At 31.5% G+C, this 24345-nt stretch carries 39 protein-coding genes; 2 read left to right on the forward strand and 37 right to left on the reverse strand.

From position 1 onward, the window contains the following. Window positions 1-37 precede the first annotated feature (37 nt). A complete protein-coding gene (locus QMG63_RS01885) occupies window positions 38-796 on the forward strand; it encodes a GerMN domain-containing protein (protein WP_281861193.1) in 759 nt (252 codons plus the stop codon). Here QMG63_RS01885 and QMG63_RS01890 read toward each other — a convergent pair. The 31 genes from QMG63_RS01890 to tuf all read right to left on the reverse strand — a co-directional run bounded on the left by QMG63_RS01890 (window position 793) and on the right by tuf (window position 18111). Further along, window positions 793-1584 carry a TlyA family RNA methyltransferase gene (locus tag QMG63_RS01890; protein WP_281861195.1) on the reverse strand — a complete coding sequence of 264 codons (792 nt, stop codon included), beginning with the start codon at window positions 1582-1584 and terminating at the stop codon, window positions 793-795. The genes QMG63_RS01885 and QMG63_RS01890 overlap by 4 nt on opposite strands. Further along, complete coding sequence (locus QMG63_RS01895) at window positions 1565-2356, reverse strand: TIGR00282 family metallophosphoesterase (protein ID WP_281861197.1); 792 nt, start codon at window positions 2354-2356, stop codon at window positions 1565-1567. The genes QMG63_RS01890 and QMG63_RS01895 overlap by 20 nt, the downstream gene beginning before the upstream one ends. Further along, window positions 2346-3887: a ribonuclease Y gene (gene rny / locus QMG63_RS01900; protein ID WP_281861198.1), complete on the reverse strand. Its 1542-nt coding sequence runs from the start codon at window positions 3885-3887 to the stop codon at window positions 2346-2348. The genes QMG63_RS01895 and rny overlap by 11 nt, the downstream gene beginning before the upstream one ends. A gap of 71 nt (window positions 3888-3958) precedes the next feature. After that, on the reverse strand, window positions 3959-4333 hold the full coding sequence (gene rplQ, locus QMG63_RS01905) for a 50S ribosomal protein L17 (protein WP_281861200.1): 375 nt from the start codon (window positions 4331-4333) through the stop codon (window positions 3959-3961). 22 nt (window positions 4334-4355) lie between these two features. After that, window positions 4356-5387 (reverse strand): DNA-directed RNA polymerase subunit alpha, encoded by a 1032-nt coding sequence (locus QMG63_RS01910; protein ID WP_281861202.1) that lies wholly within the window; start codon window positions 5385-5387, stop codon window positions 4356-4358. Window positions 5388-5402: 15 nt separating this feature from the next. Further along, window positions 5403-5792 carry a 30S ribosomal protein S11 gene (rpsK, locus tag QMG63_RS01915; protein ID WP_247065649.1) on the reverse strand — a complete coding sequence of 130 codons (390 nt, stop codon included), beginning with the start codon at window positions 5790-5792 and terminating at the stop codon, window positions 5403-5405. A 30-nt stretch (window positions 5793-5822) separates the two neighbouring features. Continuing rightward, entirely contained in the window at window positions 5823-6200 is a 378-nt protein-coding gene (gene rpsM / locus QMG63_RS01920; protein ID WP_281861205.1) for a 30S ribosomal protein S13, read from the reverse strand. 9 nt (window positions 6201-6209) lie between these two features. Continuing rightward, on the reverse strand, window positions 6210-6323 hold the full coding sequence (rpmJ, locus tag QMG63_RS01925) for a 50S ribosomal protein L36 (RefSeq protein ID WP_002557090.1): 114 nt from the start codon (window positions 6321-6323) through the stop codon (window positions 6210-6212). Window positions 6324-6332: 9 nt separating this feature from the next. After that, the gene (gene secY, locus QMG63_RS01930; RefSeq protein WP_281861241.1) at window positions 6333-7637 is read right to left on the reverse strand and encodes a preprotein translocase subunit SecY; all 1305 of its coding nucleotides are present in this window, start codon (window positions 7635-7637) and stop codon (window positions 6333-6335) included. A 12-nt stretch (window positions 7638-7649) separates the two neighbouring features. After that, window positions 7650-8087, reverse strand: coding sequence for a 50S ribosomal protein L15 (gene rplO / locus QMG63_RS01935; RefSeq protein ID WP_281861242.1), 438 nt, complete (start codon window positions 8085-8087; stop codon window positions 7650-7652). Further along, the gene (gene rpmD / locus QMG63_RS01940) at window positions 8080-8391 is read right to left on the reverse strand and encodes a 50S ribosomal protein L30 (protein WP_281861243.1); all 312 of its coding nucleotides are present in this window, start codon (window positions 8389-8391) and stop codon (window positions 8080-8082) included. Before rpmD ends, rplO begins: the two co-directional genes overlap by 8 nt. Window positions 8392-8394: 3 nt before the next feature. Next, window positions 8395-8889 carry a 30S ribosomal protein S5 gene (rpsE, locus tag QMG63_RS01945; RefSeq protein ID WP_281861245.1) on the reverse strand — a complete coding sequence of 165 codons (495 nt, stop codon included), beginning with the start codon at window positions 8887-8889 and terminating at the stop codon, window positions 8395-8397. Window positions 8890-8900: 11 nt separating this feature from the next. Then, on the reverse strand, window positions 8901-9260 hold the full coding sequence (gene rplR / locus QMG63_RS01950; protein WP_281861247.1) for a 50S ribosomal protein L18: 360 nt from the start codon (window positions 9258-9260) through the stop codon (window positions 8901-8903). A gap of 17 nt (window positions 9261-9277) precedes the next feature. Further along, the gene (gene rplF, locus QMG63_RS01955) at window positions 9278-9820 is read right to left on the reverse strand and encodes a 50S ribosomal protein L6 (protein ID WP_281861248.1); all 543 of its coding nucleotides are present in this window, start codon (window positions 9818-9820) and stop codon (window positions 9278-9280) included. Window positions 9821-9839: 19 nt separating this feature from the next. Next, window positions 9840-10238 (reverse strand): 30S ribosomal protein S8, encoded by a 399-nt coding sequence (gene rpsH / locus QMG63_RS01960; RefSeq protein ID WP_281861250.1) that lies wholly within the window; start codon window positions 10236-10238, stop codon window positions 9840-9842. A gap of 9 nt (window positions 10239-10247) precedes the next feature. Beyond that, window positions 10248-10433: a type Z 30S ribosomal protein S14 gene (locus QMG63_RS01965; protein ID WP_011772438.1), complete on the reverse strand. Its 186-nt coding sequence runs from the start codon at window positions 10431-10433 to the stop codon at window positions 10248-10250. Between the two features lie 14 nt (window positions 10434-10447). Next, a complete protein-coding gene (rplE, locus tag QMG63_RS01970) occupies window positions 10448-10996 on the reverse strand; it encodes a 50S ribosomal protein L5 (protein WP_281861254.1) in 549 nt (182 codons plus the stop codon). 3 nt (window positions 10997-10999) lie between these two features. Then, window positions 11000-11305, reverse strand: a complete 306-nt coding sequence (rplX, locus tag QMG63_RS01975; RefSeq protein ID WP_281861256.1) for a 50S ribosomal protein L24 — start codon at window positions 11303-11305, stop codon at window positions 11000-11002. A gap of 10 nt (window positions 11306-11315) precedes the next feature. Beyond that, window positions 11316-11684, reverse strand: coding sequence for a 50S ribosomal protein L14 (gene rplN, locus QMG63_RS01980; RefSeq protein WP_281861258.1), 369 nt, complete (start codon window positions 11682-11684; stop codon window positions 11316-11318). A gap of 30 nt (window positions 11685-11714) precedes the next feature. Further along, window positions 11715-11969 carry a 30S ribosomal protein S17 gene (gene rpsQ, locus QMG63_RS01985; protein WP_281861260.1) on the reverse strand — a complete coding sequence of 85 codons (255 nt, stop codon included), beginning with the start codon at window positions 11967-11969 and terminating at the stop codon, window positions 11715-11717. A 5-nt stretch (window positions 11970-11974) separates the two neighbouring features. Then, complete coding sequence (gene rpmC, locus QMG63_RS01990; RefSeq protein WP_281861262.1) at window positions 11975-12175, reverse strand: 50S ribosomal protein L29; 201 nt, start codon at window positions 12173-12175, stop codon at window positions 11975-11977. 3 nt (window positions 12176-12178) lie between these two features. Beyond that, on the reverse strand, window positions 12179-12595 hold the full coding sequence (gene rplP / locus QMG63_RS01995; RefSeq protein ID WP_281861264.1) for a 50S ribosomal protein L16: 417 nt from the start codon (window positions 12593-12595) through the stop codon (window positions 12179-12181). A gap of 19 nt (window positions 12596-12614) precedes the next feature. Continuing rightward, window positions 12615-13445 (reverse strand): 30S ribosomal protein S3, encoded by an 831-nt coding sequence (gene rpsC, locus QMG63_RS02000; RefSeq protein ID WP_281861266.1) that lies wholly within the window; start codon window positions 13443-13445, stop codon window positions 12615-12617. 3 nt (window positions 13446-13448) lie between these two features. Next, window positions 13449-13811 carry a 50S ribosomal protein L22 gene (rplV, locus tag QMG63_RS02005; protein ID WP_281861268.1) on the reverse strand — a complete coding sequence of 121 codons (363 nt, stop codon included), beginning with the start codon at window positions 13809-13811 and terminating at the stop codon, window positions 13449-13451. Window positions 13812-13816: 5 nt separating this feature from the next. Beyond that, a complete protein-coding gene (gene rpsS, locus QMG63_RS02010; protein ID WP_011772429.1) occupies window positions 13817-14095 on the reverse strand; it encodes a 30S ribosomal protein S19 in 279 nt (92 codons plus the stop codon). 9 nt (window positions 14096-14104) lie between these two features. Further along, on the reverse strand, window positions 14105-14938 hold the full coding sequence (gene rplB, locus QMG63_RS02015; protein WP_281861271.1) for a 50S ribosomal protein L2: 834 nt from the start codon (window positions 14936-14938) through the stop codon (window positions 14105-14107). Window positions 14939-14955: 17 nt separating this feature from the next. Next, a complete protein-coding gene (gene rplW / locus QMG63_RS02020; protein ID WP_281861273.1) occupies window positions 14956-15252 on the reverse strand; it encodes a 50S ribosomal protein L23 in 297 nt (98 codons plus the stop codon). 21 nt (window positions 15253-15273) lie between these two features. Next, window positions 15274-15903 carry a 50S ribosomal protein L4 gene (rplD, locus tag QMG63_RS02025; protein WP_281861275.1) on the reverse strand — a complete coding sequence of 210 codons (630 nt, stop codon included), beginning with the start codon at window positions 15901-15903 and terminating at the stop codon, window positions 15274-15276. 1 nt (window position 15904) lies between these two features. After that, window positions 15905-16534: a 50S ribosomal protein L3 gene (gene rplC, locus QMG63_RS02030; RefSeq protein WP_281861277.1), complete on the reverse strand. Its 630-nt coding sequence runs from the start codon at window positions 16532-16534 to the stop codon at window positions 15905-15907. Window positions 16535-16569: 35 nt separating this feature from the next. Beyond that, a complete protein-coding gene (gene rpsJ, locus QMG63_RS02035) occupies window positions 16570-16881 on the reverse strand; it encodes a 30S ribosomal protein S10 (protein WP_011772424.1) in 312 nt (103 codons plus the stop codon). Between the two features lie 45 nt (window positions 16882-16926). After that, window positions 16927-18111, reverse strand: coding sequence for an elongation factor Tu (gene tuf / locus QMG63_RS02040; protein WP_025375490.1), 1185 nt, complete (start codon window positions 18109-18111; stop codon window positions 16927-16929). A 408-nt stretch (window positions 18112-18519) separates the two neighbouring features. Between tuf and QMG63_RS02045 the strand changes: the two genes are divergently transcribed. Further along, complete coding sequence (locus QMG63_RS02045) at window positions 18520-18894, forward strand: hypothetical protein (RefSeq protein ID WP_425592799.1); 375 nt, start codon at window positions 18520-18522, stop codon at window positions 18892-18894. A 134-nt stretch (window positions 18895-19028) separates the two neighbouring features. Here QMG63_RS02045 and QMG63_RS02050 read toward each other — a convergent pair whose 3' ends face one another. From QMG63_RS02050 to QMG63_RS02075, 6 genes are all read right to left on the reverse strand, one after another. Further along, on the reverse strand, window positions 19029-20375 hold the full coding sequence (locus tag QMG63_RS02050; RefSeq protein WP_281861281.1) for an MATE family efflux transporter: 1347 nt from the start codon (window positions 20373-20375) through the stop codon (window positions 19029-19031). Window positions 20376-20657: 282 nt separating this feature from the next. Further along, complete coding sequence (gene murA, locus QMG63_RS02055) at window positions 20658-21938, reverse strand: UDP-N-acetylglucosamine 1-carboxyvinyltransferase (RefSeq protein ID WP_281861283.1); 1281 nt, start codon at window positions 21936-21938, stop codon at window positions 20658-20660. A 66-nt stretch (window positions 21939-22004) separates the two neighbouring features. Further along, complete coding sequence (locus tag QMG63_RS02060; protein ID WP_281861285.1) at window positions 22005-22823, reverse strand: TIGR00282 family metallophosphoesterase; 819 nt, start codon at window positions 22821-22823, stop codon at window positions 22005-22007. A 14-nt stretch (window positions 22824-22837) separates the two neighbouring features. Beyond that, a complete protein-coding gene (locus QMG63_RS02065) occupies window positions 22838-23065 on the reverse strand; it encodes a hypothetical protein (protein ID WP_281861287.1) in 228 nt (75 codons plus the stop codon). After that, the gene (gene lspA, locus QMG63_RS02070) at window positions 23062-23589 is read right to left on the reverse strand and encodes a signal peptidase II (RefSeq protein ID WP_281861288.1); all 528 of its coding nucleotides are present in this window, start codon (window positions 23587-23589) and stop codon (window positions 23062-23064) included. The genes QMG63_RS02065 and lspA overlap by 4 nt, the downstream gene beginning before the upstream one ends. Before the next feature lie 9 nt (window positions 23590-23598). Then, a complete protein-coding gene (locus QMG63_RS02075; RefSeq protein WP_281861290.1) occupies window positions 23599-24345 on the reverse strand; it encodes a Nif3-like dinuclear metal center hexameric protein in 747 nt (248 codons plus the stop codon).

A 24345-nucleotide genomic window follows, 5' to 3' on the forward strand; every position in this document is an offset into this window, starting at 1 on the left:
TATTACAGCTTTATGCCAATTATAAACGGACGCCCAATTGATAAAGAAAAAAAGAAATAGTAAACGAAAAACAAATAGCTTTAATCAAACAGATATATTTTTAGTATTACTTGCAATATTCTTAACAGGGCTGTGCTTATTACTAATAATTAAAAATTCATTCATTAAAAATATATTCAATGATCAAATTGAAAATAATGACAATTTTGAATTTAGTCAATCAAAACCTAATAAGATAGAAGCAAAACTAGAAAATACAAAAAGTGAAACTATTAAAATACTTAACAATGAAAAATTTCTAATAAAGCCCCCTGAAATACAAAAAATCGAAGAAAAATTTAAATATCAAGAACAAAAATATTTAAAAAACAAAAAAGAAGTTAAGCTATATTTCATAAAAGTCACCACTGAGGGACATTTTTTAAAACAATGGATTAAGCGAACTATTCACTATGATAAAAATATTCTCAAAGAAACATTAAAGGCACTAATTAACGGTCCTAATGAATATGAACTTAAAAATAATTTCCTAAGTTTAATTCCTATCAATACCAAAGTATTAAACTTAAGTATAAATGATGGAATTGCTCACATAAATTTATCTAAAGAGTTTTATGAAAATAGTTTTGGAGTAGAAGGAACAATTAATCAAGTCAAGCAAATTATTTTAACATGTCTTGAAATTCAGGGCATCAACGGAATAACTTTAAAAATTGAAAACAATCCAATAATACTTGAAGATTTAAATTTAGACTTTTCAGAAATACTAGATAACAAAAAATTCGCAAAATATTAAAAATTAATATCATCAAGAAGGGCAAGAGATTGCATAAGATTTATTGAATTATCTTTAACAACCAAAAACATAAATTCTTGATTGCCTTTTCGTCCTTTGGTTGCAAGTTTTAATATACTTTTAATTTGTAGATTATTATCATAAAACTTTTTAATTATCTTATTTAATATTTCATTTAGATATCTCTTTTCAACTATACCATTAAAATCTTTTATATCTAAATTTAATCCTTTAAGCTCAAATTGAGGTTTAACAAGAACAACGATAAGCTTATCAGAAAGCTTATCAATTAAATTTGCACATATACTAATTACAGATCTAAAAGAAACATCAATAACGGCTAAATTAGGCTGTATGTCAAATTGTTTAATATCAAAAATATTAGTCTTTTCACAAACTTTAACCCTTGGGTCAACCCTTAACTTATAAGATAGCTGATTAAATCCAACATCAACTGTATAGACTAACTTTGCACCTTCTTGCAAAAGACAATCTGTAAAACCACCTGTTGAAGCACCAACATCTATACAAATTTTATCCTTAACTGTAATTTTAAATGTTTTTAAAGATTCAAAAAGTTTATGACCTCCTCTTGAAACAAATTGCATAGACTCAGTTTCTATTAAGTTTATTTTACTATTCTTTAACAGCAAAACTTTAGGATTTCTTTCTTTGTGAGAATTGACATATACCCTGCCAGTCAAAATTAAAATTCTAAGTTCTTCTCTTGTCAGACCTGGATAATTCTTGCAAAGCACATTTAATAAACTATTTTTGTATTCTTTCAATTTTCAAAGCACGTCCTGTTTTTAAATGAGAAGTAATAACAACTCCCTGTATAATCACATCCTCTTCAACAGTCTCTGTTCGTAAAGCCACATATTCAAGTAATCCTTTAAGAGAAATATCAGGATTAAACCCTATTACAGAATTCAAACTACCTGTCATACCAAGATCACTAATATAAGCCGTCCCCTTATCTAGGATTCTCTCATCTTGCGTCATTATATGTGTATGAGTACCAACAACTCCAGTTACCAATCCATTCAAAAAATATCCAAAACTCTCTTTCTCATAATTACTCTCAGCATGAAAATCAACAAAAATAGTTTTAACTTTATTTTTAATCATGTTCACAACTTTTTTTATATTTTCAAAAGGATTTTTAACAATGAAAGTCATTCCTAAAAATCCCTGAACATTTATAACAGCAACTTTTTCATTTCTAACATTTAAAATACAATACCCATGTCCCTCAAGAAGATCTGAAAAATTATTTGGTCTTAAAATATACTCCTGTTTATCCAAATACTCCCTTATACTATTATCTGCATAAACATGATTACCTGAAGTAATAACATTAACACCTGCCTTAAAAAGATTTTCTGCTATCTCTGGAGTAATTCCAAAACCACTTGAGGAATTTTCCCCGTTGACAATTGTCAAATCTATATTATATTTCTCTTTAAGATTTTTAAGATTAAAAAAGACCTTTTTAAGGCCCCCATTACCTATGACATCTCCAATTATTAACGCTCTAATCACATCGTTATCTTGCATACTCAATAACTCTAGTTTCACGAATAATAGTAACTTTTATTTTACCAGGATATCTCATCTCAACTTCTATTTTCTTTGCAATATCTCTTGCAAGAATAGTAGCTTTCTCATCATTAATCAATAAATTGTCAACGATGATTCTAACTTCACGACCTGCCTGAATTGCATAACACTTTTGAACACCATCAAATCCATATGCAATCTCTTCAAGTCTCTTAAGTCTATTTATATAATTGTTCAAACTTTCACGTCTTGCACCAGGACGAGATGCAGAAATAGCATCAGCTATTTGAACGACGATAGCCTCAAAACTTTCAGGCTTTATTTCATTATGATGTGCAGCAATAGCATTGACAACAATATCGCTCTCTCCACAACTTTGAGCAAGCTCAGCACCCGTAATAGCATGCCCCTCACTATTCTCAGAAATACTCTCCATACCCTTTCCAATATCATGCAAAAGACATGCTCTCTTGACAACAACAGGATCTAACTTCATCTCTTTAGCTAAAATTTCTCCAATTATTGCTGTTTCTTTTGAATGAATTAGAACGTTTTGACCATAACTACTTCTAAAGTAAAGCCTTCCAAGACCTCTAATAAGCCTTTTGTCAAATCCATGTATATTTAAATCAAATACTGCCTTTTCGCCTTCCTCAAGAATAATATTATTAATCTCATTAGTAACGCTATAAACAATTTCTTCAATTCTTGCAGGATGAATTCGCCCATCTGCAACAAGTCTTTCAAGGGTCCTTTTTGCTATCTCCTTTCTTACTGGATCAAAACATGATATAACAACAGCCTCAGGAGTGTCATCAATAATAATATCTGCACCTATTAATGTCTCAAGAACCCTGATATTACGTCCTTCTTTACCAATGATTCTACCTTTCATCTCATCATTAGGCAGTTCAACAGAAGTAACTGTAAACTCAGAGCTGACTTCTGTTACTATACGTTGCATAGTAGAGACCAATATATCTTTAGCTACCTTATCTGCTAGAAGTTGAGCCTCTTGTTCACTTTTATTAATAATAATTTGAGCATCTCTCTTGGATTCATTTTCAACTTTTTCAATTACAATCTTTTTTGCTTCTTCTTTTGTAAGACCAGCAATATTTTCTAACTTTTTAACAAGAGATAATTCCTTATCTCGTATTATTTTTTCTTTTTGCTCAAATTCCTTAAGCTTAAAATCAATCCTACTTTGCTGCTTATCAAGAGTTGATATTCTTTTATCTAAAGTCTCTTCTCTTTGTAATAATCTTCTCTCTAAATTAAAAACCTCATTTTTTCGCTCTCTTATTTCCCTATCCTGCTGGTTCTTCTCTTTAAGCATTTGAGCTTTTGCATGTGAAATAACTCGTTTTTTTTCATTTTCTATCTCTACGATTGCCTCTTCTTGTACTTTCTTTAGCTTTTTATCTAAATTTAATAAAGAAAATTTACCTAAAATAATTCTTATTAAAAAACCTAATACAATACCTAAAACACCAGCAAGAATAGAAGAAAAAGTAATATATGACATACAATTTACCCCCTATTCTACCAAACCAATTAAATATAAATTCTTTAAAAGGATATATTTAATATGTAAGACTACTGCTTTTCTTCTAAGGTTTTATCAACTAGTTCAAGAATTGCCATCTCAGCTGCATCTCCATACCTTTGTCCTAGCTTAATAACCCTAGTATACCCACCCTTTCTTTCTTTAAAGATAGGAGAAATTCTAGTAAATAATTTATTCAAAATATATTTATCATGTATAAACTTTGATACTTCTCTTCTGTTATGCACACTATCAATTTTAGCCCTAGTAATTAATTTTTCAGCAAATCTCTTAACTTCACTCAATTTTGCTTTAGTAGAAGTTATTTTTTCATGCCTAAAAAGAGAAATTACCATATTTCTTAAAAGCGCCTTTCTATGACTTGACTTTCTATCTAACCTATTAAATCCTACCTTAGTTTTCATATAACAATGGTCTCCCTTCTTTTTAATGAGATATTTTATCGTTTTTATTCAATATTTTTAGAGCTTCTGCCTTAGACATTCCCAAAAATAATCCATAAGCGCTAAGCTTTTCAATTATTTCTTCCAAACTTTTTTTCCCAAAGTTCCTTGCCTTAGAAAGGTCCTCTGCACTTTTGCTAATAAGTTCTCCTAAAGTTTTAACATTTTCCTTGGTTAAACAATTAAGAGATCTAACAGATAAATTTAATTTCTCAATATTTATACTAAGTATATCGGAATCTCTAAGTTCAGAATTTTCAACAGAATGTACAACCTTATCTTCAAAATTAACCAATGGAAGCAAAAAGTCCCTCACTATAGAAGCCGCTTTTTTAATTGCGTCTTTAGCACTAATTACACCTGTTGTCCAAATTTCCATAACAAGTTTATCATAATCAGATCTCTGTCCAACTCTAGTATCTTCAACAGAATATGTCACCTTTTCTATTGGGGAGAATATAGAATCAAGTGCAATGGTATTAACTTCTTCTAAATATTTAGCATTCTGCTCAGAAGAAACATAACCTCTCCCGTAATTGATTTGAAATTCAAAATCCAAATTTGCCTCACTTGAAAGTGTAGCAATAACTAAATCTTTATTAAAAACTTCAACTCCCTCTCTTTCAAGATGAACTGCCTTTAAAACATTAGTATCTTTTCCATTAACAGAAAGACTTATTGTAGTACAATTAACTCCCTCATCTAACTTTAAGTGAATATTCTTAATATTAGCAATTACTTCAAGAGTATCCTCTACAACACCAGGTATTAAATCAAATTCACTTGAAACGATTTTTAAAGCCCCACCTTGATTAGACTGAATCCTCATAGCAGAAATAGCATATCCTTCAATAGAAGATAGCAAAACTCGCCTTAAAGTATTCCCAATAGTAACACCAAAACCTTTCTCAAAAGGATACATTATAAATTTTCCATAAGAACTATCATCCTCTCCTCTTAAAAACTCAATCCTATCAGGTATAGTAAAATCTTTCAAAAGCTTTCCTAAAGACATCAATAGCTCCTCTAACTAAACTCGTCTAGTTTTCTTAGGTCTACACCCATTATGCGGTATTGGAGTAACATCTGAGATTGATTTAACAATTATACCTGTTGATCCAACAGTTCGTATGGCAGACTCTCTACCAATTCCTGGACCTTTAACAAAAACATGAACATAATTAATACCAAAATCCTTAACTTTACCTAAAGCCGCTTCTGCAGTCATCTGAGCAGCATAAGGAGTCGATTTTTTAGCACCCTTAAATCCCATTCCACCTGCACTTGCCCAAGCTAAAGTATTTCCTCTTATATCTGATACAGTTACGATGGTATTATTAAAAGTAGCTTGTATATAAACATTGCCTTCACCAATATTTTTTTTTACCTTTTTTTTATTAGTTGATACTTTTGCACTCAAACTTATCTCTCCTCCATAAGCAAAATAACTTTATTTAGCAGCCATCTTCTTATTAGCTACAGTTTTCCTCTTTCCCTTTCTGGTTCTTGCATTAGTTTTAGTTCGCTGCCCTCTTAAGGGTAAACCTTTTCTATGTCTAAGTCCTCTATAACATGCAATGTCCATAAGCCTCTTAATAGACATAGCTAACTCACTTCTAAGCTTTCCCTCAACAACATAATCACTCTCAATTATTTTCCTAAGCTTATTAACTTCATCATTATCCAAATCTTTAGCTCTTTTTTCTGGTAAAATATCTGTTTTTTTGCAAATTTCTAAAGCCCTAGCTCTTCCTATGCCATAAATAGACGTAAGAGCTATTTGAAGTTGTTTGTTATTTGGCAAATCTATTCCTGCTATTCTAGCCATTTTTTCCCCTTATTTTTGTCTTTGTTTATGTTTAAGATTATCACAAATAATTCTTAAAACACCTTTTCTCTTTATCACTTTACATTTTTCACAAATTGGCTTTACACTTACCCTAACTTTCATAAATTACTCCTAAAATTTCTGCAAAAAAGCATACTTTTTGCCAGATCCACGCGACAATCCTTGAGTCTTTAAATATGCATCAATCTGAATTAATGTATCAAGAGCTACTCCTACCATAATAAGGAGTGAAGAACTACCCATAATCCTTGAGACATCATAAGGAAATCTAAAAATATTCTGCACTAAAAACGGAATAATTGCAATAATAGACAAAAAAATAGAACCTGAAAATAATGTTCTATTCATAATTTTATCTAAATAACCCTCCATCTCATTCGCCTTTATACCTGGAATAGTTCCCCCATTTTTGCGAATATTATTACTTATATCTTTTGGACTCAATTGTATCTTTGAATAAAAATATGTAAAACCTATTATTAAGACTACATTCAATAAGGTATAATAAAGCCCATTAGGTCTTAAATAAGATAAAATTTGTCTTGAGAGAATAGAAGTTCCAGCAAATCCACTCAAAATTTGCAAAGGCAAGGTAATAAGCACAGATGCAAAAATAACAGGCAAAACACCTGACGGATTAAGCTTGATTGGTAAATATGAACTAACTGTATTCCTTGAGTTTGCTCTAGCATAATGAATAGCAATCCGTCTTTGTGCCTTATACTCATATATAATCAATATAACAACTAAAATAAAAACACTTAATACCAATATCACAAAGACAGGATTAATATTTTGAGATGGATCTCGCATGCTTTGAAAAAGATTAAATAAAGCCGCTTGAAGTCTAACCACTATTCCTGAAAAAATTATTAAAGATACACCATTCCCAATTCCTCTTTGATTAATTTGTTCACCAAGCCACAAGAGAATAAAAGTACCTGTTGTAACTGTTAAAATAGCAATAAAAATATATCTATAAAAAGGCATATTAAGTGCACCTGGAATGCTTTTAGCATAAAGACTAGTGGCATATCCTTGGGCTACAGCCGCAACAATTGTTAGATATTTTGTGTATTTTTTTATTTTTTTTCTTCCATTATCCCCTTCTTGCATCTTTTTAAGAGAAGGAAAAGAATAAACGAGAAGCTGAATAATAATTGATGCTGAAATATAAGGACCTATGCTAAGCATAAATATAGAAAAATTACTAAAAGCACCACCTGAAAAAAAATCAAAATAATTAGTAATTGAAAAATCTGACTGGGATTTAAAATAACTTCGAAGAGCCACAGGATCTATCCCTGGTATTGGCAAGTAAGAGCCAACTCTAAAAATAAAAAGAATAAACAGAGTAAATAAAAACTTGCTCCTTAAATCCTCAATTGTAAATAAATTAAAAAACAAACCTTTCATTTCACTACCATTTCAAACCAATTTAATACTGCAACCAATTCTCGTTGCCAATTCTTCAGCAGACTTTGAAATACGCGAAACTTCAAAATTTACCTTTTTAGTAAGATTACCATTAGCCAAAATCTTGATATTTTTTTTATTTTTACTTATAAGCCCTTTTTGTAACAAAGTATTATAATTTACTAAATTTCCATCTTCAAAATTTTTATCTATATCCCCAAGTCCTACAATTTCATACCTTACCTTATAATCATGATTGGAAAAACCTCTTATTGGAAGTCTCCTATAAAGAGGAGTTTGTCCTCCTTCAAAACCAATCCTTGGCAAATTATTTCTAGCCTTTTGGCCTTTTTGTCCTCTACCAGAGGTTTTTCCAAGACCAGAACCTGGACCCCTACCAACAATTTTTCGAGACTTATTAGCTCCTAAAGGCCTCCTTAACTTAATCATTCTTTACCTCACTTAATAAAACCATGCTAATTACACTATTAAGCATACCTTGAAGAGATTTGTTTAAAACATGAACTTTTTTATCTCCTATTCTCTTAAGACCCAAAGCTCTCAATGTCTTAACTTTACTGTCTAATTTCCCAATAAGACTTCTCTTAAGTTCAACCTCGATCTTAATGTCGCTCTTAGTAAGAATTTCTCTATTATTTTTCATCTTTTTAATAAAAGCCTTATTCTTCAACCTAGATCTTGAGGCTTTAAACCTAATCTTTTTAAGCTGAAGTCGCAATTTTCTCTTAATCATACACTAACCCCATAAAGTCCTTAAAGTTTTACCTCTTATTTCTGCTACTTTTCTAGCATCTAAAACCAAGTCAAATGCTTTAAAAGTCGCCTTTACCACATTCATAGAATTATTTGAACCAAGAGATTTACTTAAAATATCATGGACTCCCAAAGCTTCCATGACAGCACGAACAGGTCCACCTGCAATAATACCAGTACCTTGAGTTGCTGGCTTAATTAAAACTTTGGCTTTTTTAAAATCCCCAATGACCATATGAGGAAAAGTACCCTTTCTAATAGGAACAACCCTTAAATTTTTTCTAGCACTAGCTAAACTCTTCTTGATTGCATCACTAGCATCATTGGCCTTACCAAATCCCCAGCCAACCTGACCTTCTCCATCACCAACAACCATAAAAGCAGAAAAAGAAAACCTTCTCCCACCCTTTACAACTTTAGTAACTCTACTTAATGATATCAATTTCTCTATTTGCTTTTTATGAACTTGAGATTCCACTATAATTCCCCCTAAACATCAATACCGGCTTCACGCAAAGAAGTTGCAAAATTTGCAATAAGACCATGATATTTATAACCATTTCTATCAAAAATAAGTTTATTTATGTTTTTATCTTTAAGTTTTTTTGCAAAAATTTTGCCAAGTTTTTTTACATCATCAATATTTTTGTTCAATTTAAGATCTTTTTCAAGAGTAGAAACACTTGCAAGAGTATGACCTGCCACATCATCAATGACTTGAGCATAAAAATATTTATTGGACTTAAAAACTGTAACTCTAGGCCTATCTGCAACACCAAATCCAATTCTATCTCTTATTCTCTTTTTACGTTTTATATTTCTTTTTTCAGCTTCTTTTACTTTTTTCATAAATACTCACCTAAAACCTATTTTTTTACTCCTGATTTCCCTACTTTGCGTCTGCTTACTTCATTATCATATTTAATTCCTTTACCCTTATATGGTTCAGGAACCCTCAAACCTCTAATCTCAGCAGCAACTTGTCCAACTCTACACTTATCTATACCCTCAACAGCAATTTTGGTATTACCATCAAGTCGAATATTAATTCCCTCGGGAATCACATACTCAAATTGAGTTGAATATCCTAAGTTAAAAAAAAGACTTGCGCCTTGTTGTTCAACCCTGTACCCTATACCACTAATAGTAAGAGATTTTGAAAATCCATCAGATACTCCCTTAACCATATTAGAAATTAAACTTCTATAAAGTCCATGAAAAGCTCTTGTCCGTTTATCGTCAAAAGAACGCTCAACAATAATATTACTATTCTCAACTCTAACCTTAATGCTACTCTTTATTTCTTGGCTTAATTTGCCTCTCTTACCCTCAACTGTTACTATGTTGTCTTTAATATCAACCTTAACAGAATCAACTATCTTTATAGGAAGTTTACCAATACGTGACATATTTACCTACCTCTTAACCTTACCAAACTGAGCAAATTAGCTCACCACCTACTTTATTATCTTTGGCTTGCTTGCCAGTAATAACACCTTTTGAAGAAGACACTATTAATATGCCATACCCATTCTTTATCCTTGGCATATTTTTGTATGAAGAATAAACTTTTCTACCAGGAGTCGAAATAACATCTATTCTATTTATAGCCGGATTTCTCTTATTATCATAATTTAGTATGGCCTTAATAAAAGAAATGCCTTGCTTATCAAAAACATTATAATTCTTAATATATCCTTCTTCTTTCAAAATGCCTAAGATAGACTTATTTATTTTAGACATCTTTAAGTCTACAGACTCATGCTTAACCCTACTTGCATTTCTTATCTTAGTTAACATGTCTCCCACTGAATGCGTAACAGCCATAAATTCTCCTTACCAGCTTGATTTTGAGACCCCAGGAATTAATCCTGCAGATGCATGATTCCTAAAGCATATACGACACATACCAAAATCTCTCATATACCCCTTTGGACGACCACATAACTTACATCTATTTTTTTGTCTCGTTTTATATTTTGGCTTTCGTAAGGCCTTAACTATCATTGATTTTTTAGCCATAAATAAAAACTCCTCTAATTACTAAATGGCATACCAAACTTCGAAAGCAAAGCTTTACCCTCTCTGTCGTTTAAAGCCGTAGTTACTATTGTAACATTCAAGCCAGATATCCTCTCTATTTTATCATAATCTATCTCAGAAAATATTATTTGCTCTGCTATTCCAAAAGAGTAATTACCATTACCATCAAATGCATTGCCATTTACACCTCTAAAATCTTTAACACGAGGTAACGCCAAATTAATAAGTTTATATAAAAACTCATACATAATATTACCGCGAAGAGTAACCTTAGCGCCTATCTCTTGACCTTGTCTAATCTTAAATCCAGCAATGGCTTTTTTGGCCTTTGTTTTAACAGCTCGTTGACCAGTGATTTGACTAAGCTCATAAACAGCTGAATCTAAAAGCTTTTTATTTTTAACAGCATCACCAACTCCCATAGAAACAATAATTTTTTCTATTTTTGGAGCTTGCATAATAGATTTATATTGGAACTCACTAACAAGCTCTTTTATAATATTATCTTTATAATGCTTCTTTAACACAGGAACATAACTCATAAGCTAAACATTCTCCCCATTCTTTTTAAGGTATCTCTTTTTTTCATTATTTTCAAATTTAAACCCTATTCTTGAAGCTATACCACTTGAAAATAACATTACATTTGAAATATCTATAGGTGCTTCCTTATCAATTATCTTGCTCTTCTCTTGAGGAGTTCTTGCCTTGACAACCTTCTGAACCATATTACAAGACTTAACAATAACCTTAAGATTTTTCCTATCTATGCTAACAACTTCACCTGTTTTACCTCTATCCTTACCACAAAGAATTTTTACATTATCGCCTACTTTCAACTTCGTCTTCATAAATAGCCCCTTATATTACCTCTGAAGCTAATGAGACAACTTTCATAAAGTTAGCATCCCTTAGCTCTCTTGCAACAGGTCCAAAAACTCTTTTACCTCTTGGATTCAAATTAGCATCAAGTATAACACATGCATTATCATCAAATCTAACATAAGTCCCATTCTTCCGTCTTATTTCTTTTGAGGTCCTAACAACTACTGCTTTATGCACCTCTCCTTTCTTAATAGGTGAATTGGGAATTGCTTGCTTCACAGCAATAACTATTATGTCTCCAACCCTAGCAGATCGTTTTTTACTTCCACCAAGAACTTTTATACACTCTGCTATCTTACCGCCTGTATTGTCAGCAACCGTTAAATGTGTCTGCATCTGTACCATAATTAATCTCCTCTACAAAAATAACTGAAATTATTTTGACTTCTCCAAGACTTCAACAAGCATCCATCTTTTTTCTTTACTAATAGGCCTGGACTCAATAATCTTTACCTTATCTCCAAGTTTTGATTCTTCTCTCTCATCATGAGCTTTCACTCTTCTGCTAACTTTTAAGTACTTATGATAGATAGGATGCATTTTCCTTTGAACAATTTCAACAACTATTGTTTTACTCATCTTATCACTAACAACCTTTCCAATCAACTCTTTCTTATTTTCCTTTGCCATAAAACTCAAACCTTTCTAATACCTATTTCATATTCATGAACTATTGTATTAAGCCTTGCAATATCTCGCCTCAGCTCTCTTTTTTTTAAAGAATTCTCAACATGACCAACCACAGCCTTAAATCTTAAGTCCATATATTCTTTTTTTAAAGCCAATCTCTTAGCTTTCATATCTTCAAGAGTAAGATCCCTAAATTTTTTCAACATAACTCACCTCAAATCTCGCCTTACCACAAACGTAGTCTTAACCGGGAGCTTAGAACTAGCAAGCATCATAGCTGCCTCAGCAAGTTCTCTAGGCACTCCAGCCATCTCAAACATAACGGTTCCAAGCTTAACAGGAGCATTCCAATGATCAACGCCTCCCTTACCTTTACCCATTCTCGTTTCAGCCGGCTTTTTAGTATAAGGCACATCTGGGAATATTCTGATCCAAACCTTACCGCCCCTCTTAACTCTACGTGTCATAGCAACACGAGCTGCTTCAATCTGCCGTGCAGTAATAAAATACGTATCAAGAGAAACAAGTCCATATTCTCCAAAAGATATCTCGTTACCCTTCTGAGCCTCTCCAGAAAGTCTTCCTCTTTGCTTCTTCCTATATTTAACCTTTCTAGGACTTAACATTTAACGCTCCTTAAAGATTCTAGACATCAGAACCACTTTTCTTTTTAAAACTACTATTGGATTTAGATCCAAATTCTAATTTTTTTTTAGAAAATTTATCGTCATTGACAACTTTTTTACTCTTATCATCTACTCTATTTTTGTCAAAATGCTCACTCTTTTCTCTTGAAGTTTTTTTATTAATTACCTGACCAGCATCTGAATTAGTCTGTTTTCCTAAAACTTCTCCCTTAAACAACCAAACTTTAACACCAATAACACCATAAGTTGTCTGCGCTTCGGCAAAACCATAATCTATATTAGCTCTAAGAGTATGTAAAGGAATCCTTCCTTCTTTAACTTCAAAACTTCTGGCAATCTCAGCTCCACCAAGCCTGCCTGAAACTTTAATTTTTACACCTTGAACACCTTTAGAAATAGAAGATAAAAGTGAAGACTTTAAAAGTTTTCTATAAGAAGCTCTATTTTCTAGTTGCTTTGCTATCCCATTAGCAACAATTTGTGCATCAAATTCTGGCTTCTTAATCTCTTTTATTTTAATATTAATTTTTTTAGATATTTTTCTAGTTAATAATTGTCCAATTTTTTCAAGATTGGCGCCCTTAACACCAATAACAGAACCAGGTCTTGGAGTGGAAATTACTACTGTTACTCTTTGAAGATTATTTCTAATAATCTCTATGTCAGAAATATCGAACCTAATTCCTTTAAGGAACTTCATAATTTCCCGTCTTATTAAAAAATCTTCGTGAAGAATCTCAGAATATAATTTTTTATCAAAATACCACTTTGATTTCCAATCCCTATTGATCTTAATTCTTAAACTGTAAGGATGTACTTTTTGACCCATATCTTATTCTCCACCATACATCTTTTCATAAACTTCAACAAAAATATGACAACTTCTGTTAACAAGCCTATCTGCTCTACCCCTAGCTCTAGGCCAAATGCTCCTACGCCTTTGCCCATCGTCTACCATGACTGTTTTTATAAATATCATATCTTCAGAAAGATTTCTGTTATGATACATAGCATTCGATGCAGCCGATTTGACCACCTTACCTAAAAGTTTAGCACATTTATTGGGCATAGAACAAAGTATCGCAATAGCTTCACTGTAAGGCTTCCCTCGTATATTATCAGCTATAGGCCTTACTTTTTTTGGAGAAGATGGCAAATTTTTGCCTCTTGCAGTATATCTTCTATTTACAAACATAAACTCTACTTCCTTCCCTTCTTATCTGATTTAGCATGTCCCCTAAAAATTCTTGTAGGTGAAAATTCCCCGAGCTTATGCCCAACAAGATCTTCAGTAATATATACAGGAATAAAAGATTTTCCATTGTAAACAGATATAGTAAGACTTACCATCTCAGGAATTATTGTTGAGGCTCTAGAATAGGTTTTAATTACCACCCTTTTCTCTCTGCCAGAAGAGGCTAAAACTTTTTGATAAAGACTCTTTTCTATAAAAGGTCCTTTTTTAATAGATCTTGCCACTACACACTCCTAATTATTTCTTCTTTTAATGATAAATTTATCTGAATACTTATTTTTCTTACGAGTCTTATATCCCTTAGTTGGCTGTCCCCAAGGAGATACAGGATGACGACCCCCAGAAGTCTTACCCTCACCACCTCCATGTGGATGGTCGATAGGATTCATCGCAACACCTCTTACCTTAGGCCTTTTACCAAGCCATCTATTCTTACCAGCTTTACCAATAGAAACATTTATATAATCTTCATTGCCAACTTCTCCAAGAGTCGCTATGCATTTTTTAAAGATCATGCGCATTTCACCTGATGGAAGCTTAACCGTTACATAATCTCCCTTAGAAGCAAGCACCATCGCATATCCTCCAGCACCTCTTACAAGCTGTCCACCTTTTCCAACATTAAGCTCAATGTTATGCACTGCTTTACCAACAGGAATGTCCTCAAATGGTAAAGCATTGCCAATCCTTATTGGAGCATTTGGACCACTCTCTAAAATATCACCAACTTTAATTCCTTTAGGAGCAATAATATATCTTTTATCCCCATCTCTATATACAAGCAAAGCTATATTAGAACTTCTATTTGGATCATACTCAATAGACACAACTCGAGCAGGTATACCAAACTTATCCCTTCTGCCAAAGTCAATCTCTCTATACCGTCTTTTATGTCCCCCACCTTTTCTTCTAACACTAATTCTTCCAGAAGAATCTCTTCCAGCCCTAGATACCTTCCCTCTAGTTAAAGACTTCAAAGGACTATTACCCTTACTTAACTCATCAAAAGATAAAGTTGTCTTATAACGTAAAGATGAAGTTTTTGGCTTATAAGTCTTAATACCCATATTTTTCTCCAAAACCACTAAAAAATATCTATCTTATCTTCTTTTTTAAGATAAACATACGCCTTTTTCCATGAAGAAGTTTTTCCCTTACCAATAGGATAACCTTTCCTTGACACAACCATTTTAACCTTGCTCTTAACATTAAGCAAATTACATGATATTGGAGTAACATTAAAAAGCTCTTTAATCGCAACGCCAATCTCTTTCTTATTTGCTTGCTTCCTAACCTTAAAAGCATAAACATTCATATTCTCTCTTTGAATATTAGTTTTCTCAGTAAGCATAGGCGAAATTATTATATCATAAGCTTTCATAACTCATCCTTACTATCCCTTTTATTTAACATAAAGCTCATTAAGCCCATTAATAGCAGACTCAAGTGCTATTAAATTTTTAGCATAAAATAAATCAACAACTCTAAGTCTATTAAAAGATAAAATCTTTAAATCTCTTATATTTCTTCCTGCTCTTTTAACCATTTGATCATCATTACCCAATAAAATTACTGTTTTACCATTAATCTTTATAAAATTTTTCATTATTAAAGCAAGATCTTTTGTTTTTCCTGATTCAATAGTAAAATTTTCAACAATCTTTAATCTATCTTCTACAGACACACACAGACTAAGAACAGATCTAAAAGCAAGTCGTTTAACTTTCTTTGGAAGCCTATAACTATAGTCCCTTGGTTTTGGCCCTAAAGCTACACCTCCACCAACCCAAACGGGATTTCTCTTCGTACCAACCCTTGCACGTCCTGTACCCTTTTGTTTCCAAGGCTTCTTTGAACTACCCCTAACCTCAGACCTAGTTTTAGTTGAAGCTGTTCCGACCCTAAGATTGGCTAGTTCATTATTAATAGCATTATATATAGAACCATAACTAATATCTATATCAAAAACTCCATCCTCTAAATTTATAGTTCGAAGTTCTTGTCCATCCTTAGAAAAAACTTTTCTTTCCATACTAAACACCCACTTTTTTTGCCTTTTTAACAATAACAAAAGAACCCTTAACGCCTGGCACAGCTCCTTTTACCAAAATGGCTCTTTTTTCTTCATCAATAAAAACAACTTCAAGATTTTGAATAGTCTGTTGCTCTCCACCCATTCTACCAGCCATTTTAGTTCCCTTAAAGGTTCTAGCAGGTGTAGTAGCTTGACCCGTACCACCAAGATGTCTATGAAACTTAGAACCATGCGAAGATGGACCACCGCTAAAATTATGCCTCTTCATAGCCCCTTGAAAACCTTTACTCTTAGTAGTACCAGTAATGTCCACATACTTAATCTCCCTGAAAGCATCAAGTCCGATTTCATCGCCAGAATCATAACCTTTAAGACCCTTAAATTCTACCACATATCTTTTAGGTTCAACATTCTTTAAATTTTTATACTGACCTCTTACAGGCTTTGAAATTTTAGAACTCCTAAGATCGACAGAACCCATTATCAAAGCATCATATCCATCTCTTTCTACCGTTTTTTTTCCTATAACATAATTGGGCTCAAATTCTATCACCGTAACAGGCACCACAACTCCATTGCCTTGAAAGACCTGCGTCATGCCAACTTTTTTTCCAATCAATCCCAACATTAAAACACCTCAAATTCATAACTTAAAAAATCTATTTACTGCTTAATATCAACCTCCACTCCTGCAGGAAGCTCTAATTTCATTAAAGAGTCCATCAAAGCAGAAGTAGGTTCTAAAATATCAATAAGCCTCTTATGAGTTCTCATTTCAAACTGTTCTCTTGATTTTTTATTAACATGAGGAGAACGCAAAACAGTATATTTTTTTATCTTTGTCGGCAAAGGAATAGGACCTTTAATTTGTGCCTTAGATTTTTGAACAGCCCTAACAATAGACTCAGCACTTTGATCTAATATCTTAACATCAAAACTAAAAAGTCTTACCCGTATCTTATCTTTAGTAATCAATTTATTCTCCTAAACTTTAGAGATACACAAACCTCTAACCCTACACTATTCCAATATTTCAAGAATCCTTCCTGAAGCAACAGTTCTACCGCCTTCTCTAACAGCAAATTCAACATTCTTATCCATAGCTATTGAAGATATAAGTTCAACAACAATGTCAACATTATCCCCAGGCATAACCATTTCTTTACCCTCTAAGCTAACCATACCTGTAACATCTGTTGTTCTAAAGAAAAACTGTGGTCTATATCCTGAAAAGAATGGTTTGTGTCTTCCGCCTTCTTCCTTAGTTAGACAATATATAGAAGCTTTAAACTTCTTATGAGGAGTAATTGTACCAATAGCAGCAATAACCTGACCTCTTTCAATATCCTTTTTATCAACACCTCTTAATAAAAGACCAACATTATCCCCTGCTTGACCTTGCTCAAGAATCTTTTGAAACATTTCAACACCAGTAACGGTTGTCTTCCTAGTTTCTCTAATCCCAACGATTTCAACTTCTTGTCCAACCTTAATAACACCCCTCTCAATACGACCAGTAGCAACAGTACCACGTCCAGAGATAGAGAAAACATCTTCAACAGCAAGTAAAAATGGTTTATCAATATCTCTTTGAGGAAGATCGAAATAATTATCCATAGTTTCAAGAAGTTCCTTTATGCATTTTGTAGCTTCAGGATCATCAGGATTTGACATAGCTCCAAAAGCTGAACCCTTTACTATTGGCGTATCACCAGGAAATCCATATTTTTCAACAAGCTCTAAAACTTCAACTTCAACAAGTTCAACAAGTTCAGGATCTGCCAAATCTAGTTTATTTAAAAAAACTATTATTTTATTTATTCCCATTCGCTGAGCAAGAAGTAAATGCTCTTTTGTCTGCGGCTCTGCTCCACTATCAGCAGCAACCAACAATACCGCAGCATCCATCTGAGCTGCACCTGTAATCATATTTTTAATATAGTCAGCGTGGCCAGGACAATCAACATGAGCATAATGCCTTCCTGCAGTTTCATACTCAATATGTCTGGCATTTATTGTTATTCCTCTTGCTTTCTCTTCAGGCGCATTATCAATATCTTCATATTTAAGCGCCTTAGCATCTTTATTTACCTTTGAGCAATAAATACTAATAGCAGCGGTTAATGTTGTTTTACCATGGTCAACATGCCCTATTGTGCCCACATTCATATGCGGTTTTGTTCTCTGAAAGACTTCCTTAGCCATGAATCACCTCCCAAAATTTGTAATCTAAATCTTTATCTATTCTTCAAAACTCTTATTGTTAAGAACTTTATTTTGTTTCTTTATAGAAAGATACAATAATTACACACTAAGTAAAACTACTATATTTACAAAAACATAACTTTTTAGAAATTGACCCGATTTTCGTGTTTTTCTAAAAGAATCCTTAATAACTCCATTAGTTTACATATTATTTAGAATATAGTCAATACATTTAATATTTTAATATAAAAATATTAAAAATAAGCAACATTTCACAAATACACAATTGACAATCATAAAAATAATTTAAATTTTAAGAAAAAATAATATGAATATTAAAATCTATCAATCATTTTATGCTTATCATTAAAAAGGTTACAATAAAATAACAATATGTCACAACACAATTTGAAACAAAGACTATTAAACATTTTTATAATATTCGTTGTATCCATAACTACATCATGTATAAAAAATAATTCTATCAAATCAAAAGAAATTAGCAGAGAGCTTACCCACATTATTAGTATAAAGAAAAATACAGAAAAGATTGAAATCGTAAAATTTCATACTAATAATAAAAATGAATTAATCATTACTCTTAAAAACAATAAAAAAATAGCTATAAAACAAAACTCATTAGCAATTTTTAAGAAAGGAAATAAAACTGGTCATATAATTAAAGAAGCCCTTAAAGCAGGAGAAGAAAAAACCTTTAAATTAAAAATTAACATCAATAAGAGACAAAAAAACACATTTTATATATTTCTAAAACAAGATTAATTTATCAAGATCTATTAATGGTCAATTTTGTATGATTTCTTTATTTACTAAAACCAATTTATCTACTTTTGGTTTCCAATAAGATTAACATCAAACTAACGTAAAATGAACCAATCCGAATTTGCACATCGATCTTATTGTGTCTTTGCCCAATATTTAGTAAAAATCAAACATAACAAAATAATCAAAGCCACATAATTTGAAATTATAAAAGCATATCCCAACGAATTTTCCATAAATCCAAAATATTGCAAAATAAACACAGCTGGTAAACGAATAATCCAAAGACGAATACAGATAACAATCATAACAAGCTTTGTAAAGCCTGCTCCTATCAATCCTCCAAAAAAAACTTGTTGCAATCCAAATCCAACAGCTCCAATCGATGCCAATAAAAAATAACTATTAGCATAACCAACAACTTCCAAATCATTTGTAAAAGTTTTTATTATAATCTCTTTAAAAGATATTAAAAATGATGCAACTGTGATCATTATTATCAAGGTAACAAAAAATCCCTTTTTTAAAATATCTTTTACCCTGCCAATATTCTTTGCACCAAGATTTTGCCCAACAATCGCAATAATTCCAGTACCAATACTCATTCCAGGAAGAAGTAAAAAAGAAATAATATTATTAACTATACCATAAGCAGCTAAAAACTTTGAGCTGATTTGAATTACAATGTAATTAAAAATAAAAAAAGACAGTGACGCCATCATCTGTCCAAAAATCGCCGGAAATCCCAAATTAATAATATTTTTTATTATAATAATATCTGGAACGATGTCTCTTAAACGCACTTTAAGTCCACAATTTAATCTATAAGTAAAAAAAAAATAAGAAAAAACTGTCATTAATTTTGAAAAAAGAGTAGACCAAGCAGCACCAGCAATACCTAAACCAAAAGTAAACATTAAAATTGGATCAAGAATAAAATTAATAACATTCGCAACCAAAATCAGCATCATTGCAATAACAGTCTCTCCTTGAGCATTTAATATATACACAACGGAAACACTTAAAAATATTACTGGTATTGCATAAATTACGACATAAAAATAAGATTTTGTAAGTTCTCTAAGTTCACCACTTACACTCATAATATCTAAAATTGAATCTATAAAGATTAAAACCAAAACTGCAACAAACAAAGACAATACAAAATTCAAAAATATTAATTGCCCTGCATATTTTGAAAACTTAGCAAAAGTCTCTTCTCCAATACATCTAGACATTAATGATACACTTCCTATAGCTATTCCCATAGCAAAAACCATAATAAAGAAATTAATAGGACCAGTAAGAGATAACGCAGAAAGTGGCATAGCTCCAAGCTTCCCAACATAAAACATATCTACAAGCTCATAAAAAGCCTGAAGAAAATTAGTTATCACAATAGGAAAACTAATAACTAAAAATACTCGATATAAATTGCCTTCTAGTATTAATTCCCTCGTTTTAGTTCTACTTAATAACATAAAAAACACACCTTGAATTCTATTATACTGATAAATTTTCAAATTATATAAAAAAAATGCTTTTATTGAACTCTAAAAAAATAAATAAAACAGATTAAAAAATTATGAAAAATTTTTTTCTTCAATAAATACTAAAGATATACAAATGCATGAAACACCATGTTTTGTAATGCAAAACATATAGACTAATCCATAAATCTGAATAATATTAACAATAACATTTTTTTATCTTGCCTTTCTTAAAAAAGCAAGCTTGCTTATAATCAAATAAAAATAAAATTTTCACCTCTCTTCAACTTTCGTAATCTTTGCTCCTAAAGCACCTAACTTGACAACAACATCCTCATATCCTCTTTCAATTTGATAAACATTTTGAATACGACTCTCACCTTCAGCACAAAGAGCTGCAATAAGCAAAGACATGCCAGCTCTAACATCAGGAGAAGATACATTATTTCCCTTAAGAATGGTTTTTCCTGTGACCACCACACGATGGGGATCACAAAGGACGATCTGAGCACCCATTTTAATAAGCTTGTCTACAAAAAACATTCTTGATTCAAACATTTTCTCAAAAATAAGAACAGTTCCGTGAACTTGAGTCGCAGTTACTATCATTATACTCATAAGATCTGTTGGGAAGGCTGGCCAAGGCCCATCATCAATTTTGGGAATATGTCCCCCAAAATCCAATTTTACCTTCAAATCCTGCTTTTCTTTAACATATATATTTTCGTTGTCATACTCAAAATTAATGCCAAGCCTTGAATATACATGTCTTATTAAAACAAAATTTTTAGGATCAGCTTTATTAATCTCAAGCTCACCACCCGTTAATGCAGAAAGGCTAATTAAAGAACCCACCTGCATGAAATCAGCACCTATGCGAAATCTAGTACCACTTAATTTTTTTACACCCTTTATTCTAATAATATTAGAACCAATACCAGAAATATCAGCACCCATAGAATTCAACATGTTACACAAATCTTGCACATGCGGTTCACATGCAGCATTAATTATCACAGTCTCACCAAAAGCAAGAACAGCAGTCATAATAATATTTTCAGTAGCAGTGACTGATGCCTCATCTAAAAACATACAAGCACCAACCAACTTATCTATTTCTAAAACAATACGTTCACTCTCTATTAACCTAGCACCAAGCTTGCCAAGTCCATAAAAATGAGTATCAAGACGTCTCTTACCAATAACATCTCCACCAGGAGGAGCAATATCGATTCTACCACATCTAGCAAGCATAGGGCCCAAAAACAAAATCGAGGCCCTAATTAAATCCGTCAAAGAAGAATCTATCTCAGTCTTAACAACATTTAAAGCCTTAATTTTAAGAATATCACCTTCCCTTAATACTTCAGCCCCTATGTCCTTTAAAATGCTTAAAATAACTTCTACATCTTTAATATCTGGAATATTTTCTAAAATAACTTCCTCATCTGTAAGTAATGTCGCTGTAATGCAAGGCAAAGCCGCATTCTTATTTCCACTAGCTGTTATCTTTCCACCTATTTTAAGACCACCCTCCACAAGATAGCTATACATTATTACCTCCACACTAAACAAAACTTGTATACATAAAACACATTTTAGAAAATCAAAAGTATCTCTTTAAAGATCATTACTATTCTTAAGATGACCATCAAAATCGATATATTCTCTTACAATTTCAACCATAACAGCTTTACCATTATCAATCTCAACTATAACACCATTAAAGCCAAGTCCATCCCAGGATTCAGTAAATCGATTATTCAAAAAACCTCTTAAAAATTTATCTATCTCAAATTTAGGCTCGTATCCAATAACACTATTTAGACTACCAACTCTACCAAGATCAGTAATAACTGCAGTAGCATCAAAAATCCTAAGATCTGCTGTTAATATCCTCTTACCAATACCTAAACAAGCACTAACTCTGGATTTTAGATAAAAAAACATAGCGTTAACCTCAGCTGTAGTATTTGAATCAAAAAGCACAATTATATTATTAGTGTGCAACTTAATTTTTTCGTAAAAATAATCAAAAGCAAAAAAAGGATTATTAAAATTATATTTTGTAATTCCCGTCTGTCCAACAAGTCTAATTACGGCAATCTTACTACCACTAACACTGTAAATAAAATAAGAGTAACCTTTTAATTTAGTAGGACAATTTAAAGGTTTTAAAATAAAATTATATTTATCAAGTTCATCACTCAGTCCAGCTCTTACAAACGCATTTTCTCCTAAAGTTAAAACGTCTACACCATACTTCTTTAGCAAAAATGCATGTCTCTTACAAAGACCACGAAACCCTGTAGTAAAATTATTACCAGATATCACAAAATCAATTCCCTTTTTTTGTTTAAAAGAAGATAAAAAGTTCTTTATCACAACAATGCCAGGCTTACCTACAACCTCCCCAGCAATCAAAATCCGCAAACCCACGAAACCCTCTCTCTTTATTTATCCAGATTAAAAAACTTAGAAATAATATTTTTTAAAATAATACTTGATAAAAAATAGCTTATCACAATTGCAATAATAATCATAAAAAAAACTAAAATAAGCTGAAAAACAGACGAAACAATAATATTTAGTTTAGCAATAAAAAGAAATTCAAGAAAAAAAACCAAAAACATTAAAGACAAATTAATTAATGAACATAAAATAAAGTATAAAATCTTCATAAATTGGTACTTTGATTTTTAGTACTTTGATTTTTAGCAAACAAGTCGTAAATTATAAATAAAGTTATTCCTATAACAACATAACTGTCTGCAAAGTTAAAAGTTGGCCATCTTTGAAGTCCAAAAATACCAAAAAATTTCACATCCAAAAAATCTACAACCCCTAACGGTCTAAAAAGTCTATCGATAATATTCCCAATACCACCAGATAAAATCAATACAAGAGCAATTCTAACTATTTTATTAATTTCTTTCAAAGCAAAAGAAAAAACAAAAATCAAAACAATAATAGGAATTATAAGAAAAAACAAACTCTTCAAGCTAGGATCAATATTAGAACCTATTGAAAATAAAACACCAGTATTTCTTACATGTATTATCTTAAAAAAATCTCCAAAAAAAGATAAATATTCAGTTCCAATTTTGATATATTTAACAACTAAATACTTAGACCATTGATCAAAAAAAACCAAAATAGAGATAAATATAAAATTGTTAATTAATCTGTTTCTATTTATATTCATATGAAATCCTTATAAATTAGTATTTTTCAAAATAAAATTAACCTCTAATTTTTCCTGACTTTTAAAATATTCCATCAATTTTATTAAGCCAAATGTTTCGGTAAAATAATGACCAGCAAATATCAAATTCACACCATACTCTTCAGCTAAAGAATATATCTGATGAGAGGTATCCCCTGTTATAAACAAATCAACACCATGTTCTAATGATTCTTCAAAAAAAGAATACCCAGAACCACTAACAATAGCTACCTTTTCAACATATTCCTTAAATTTTTTGTAATAAAGAATATGTTTATTATGAATTTCAATTTTTTTTAAAATCTCAGAAAAATTAAAACCAGCAATAGAAATAATCCCTAAATTAATCCCCTTATAATTTGCAAAGGGAATAGGACTATGAAACCCAAAAAAATCAGATAATACTCTACTATGAGAATAAACAGGATGAGCATCCATCGGTAAATGAACACAGTAAAGTGATAAATCATTATCAATAAGCCATTTAACTTTTTCATGTATCCCAGAAACAATTCTTTCCGATTTTGACCAAAAAATACCATGATGAGTTATTAAAAAATCATAATCTTTTGCTTCTCTTAAAGTTGCCATACTTGCATCAACAGCAAAAGCAACTCTTTTAACCTCAACTTCTAAATTACCCACTTGAAGTCCATTAAGACTCTTATCAATATTCCTGTAATCCTTTACTTTAAACATTTCATCCAAATTAAACGATAATTCTTTAACAGTCAA

The sequence above is a fragment of the Candidatus Borrelia fainii genome, from assembly GCF_027925085.1.
In the GTDB taxonomy this organism is placed as follows: Bacteria; Spirochaetota; Spirochaetia; order Borreliales; family Borreliaceae; genus Borrelia; species Borrelia turicatae.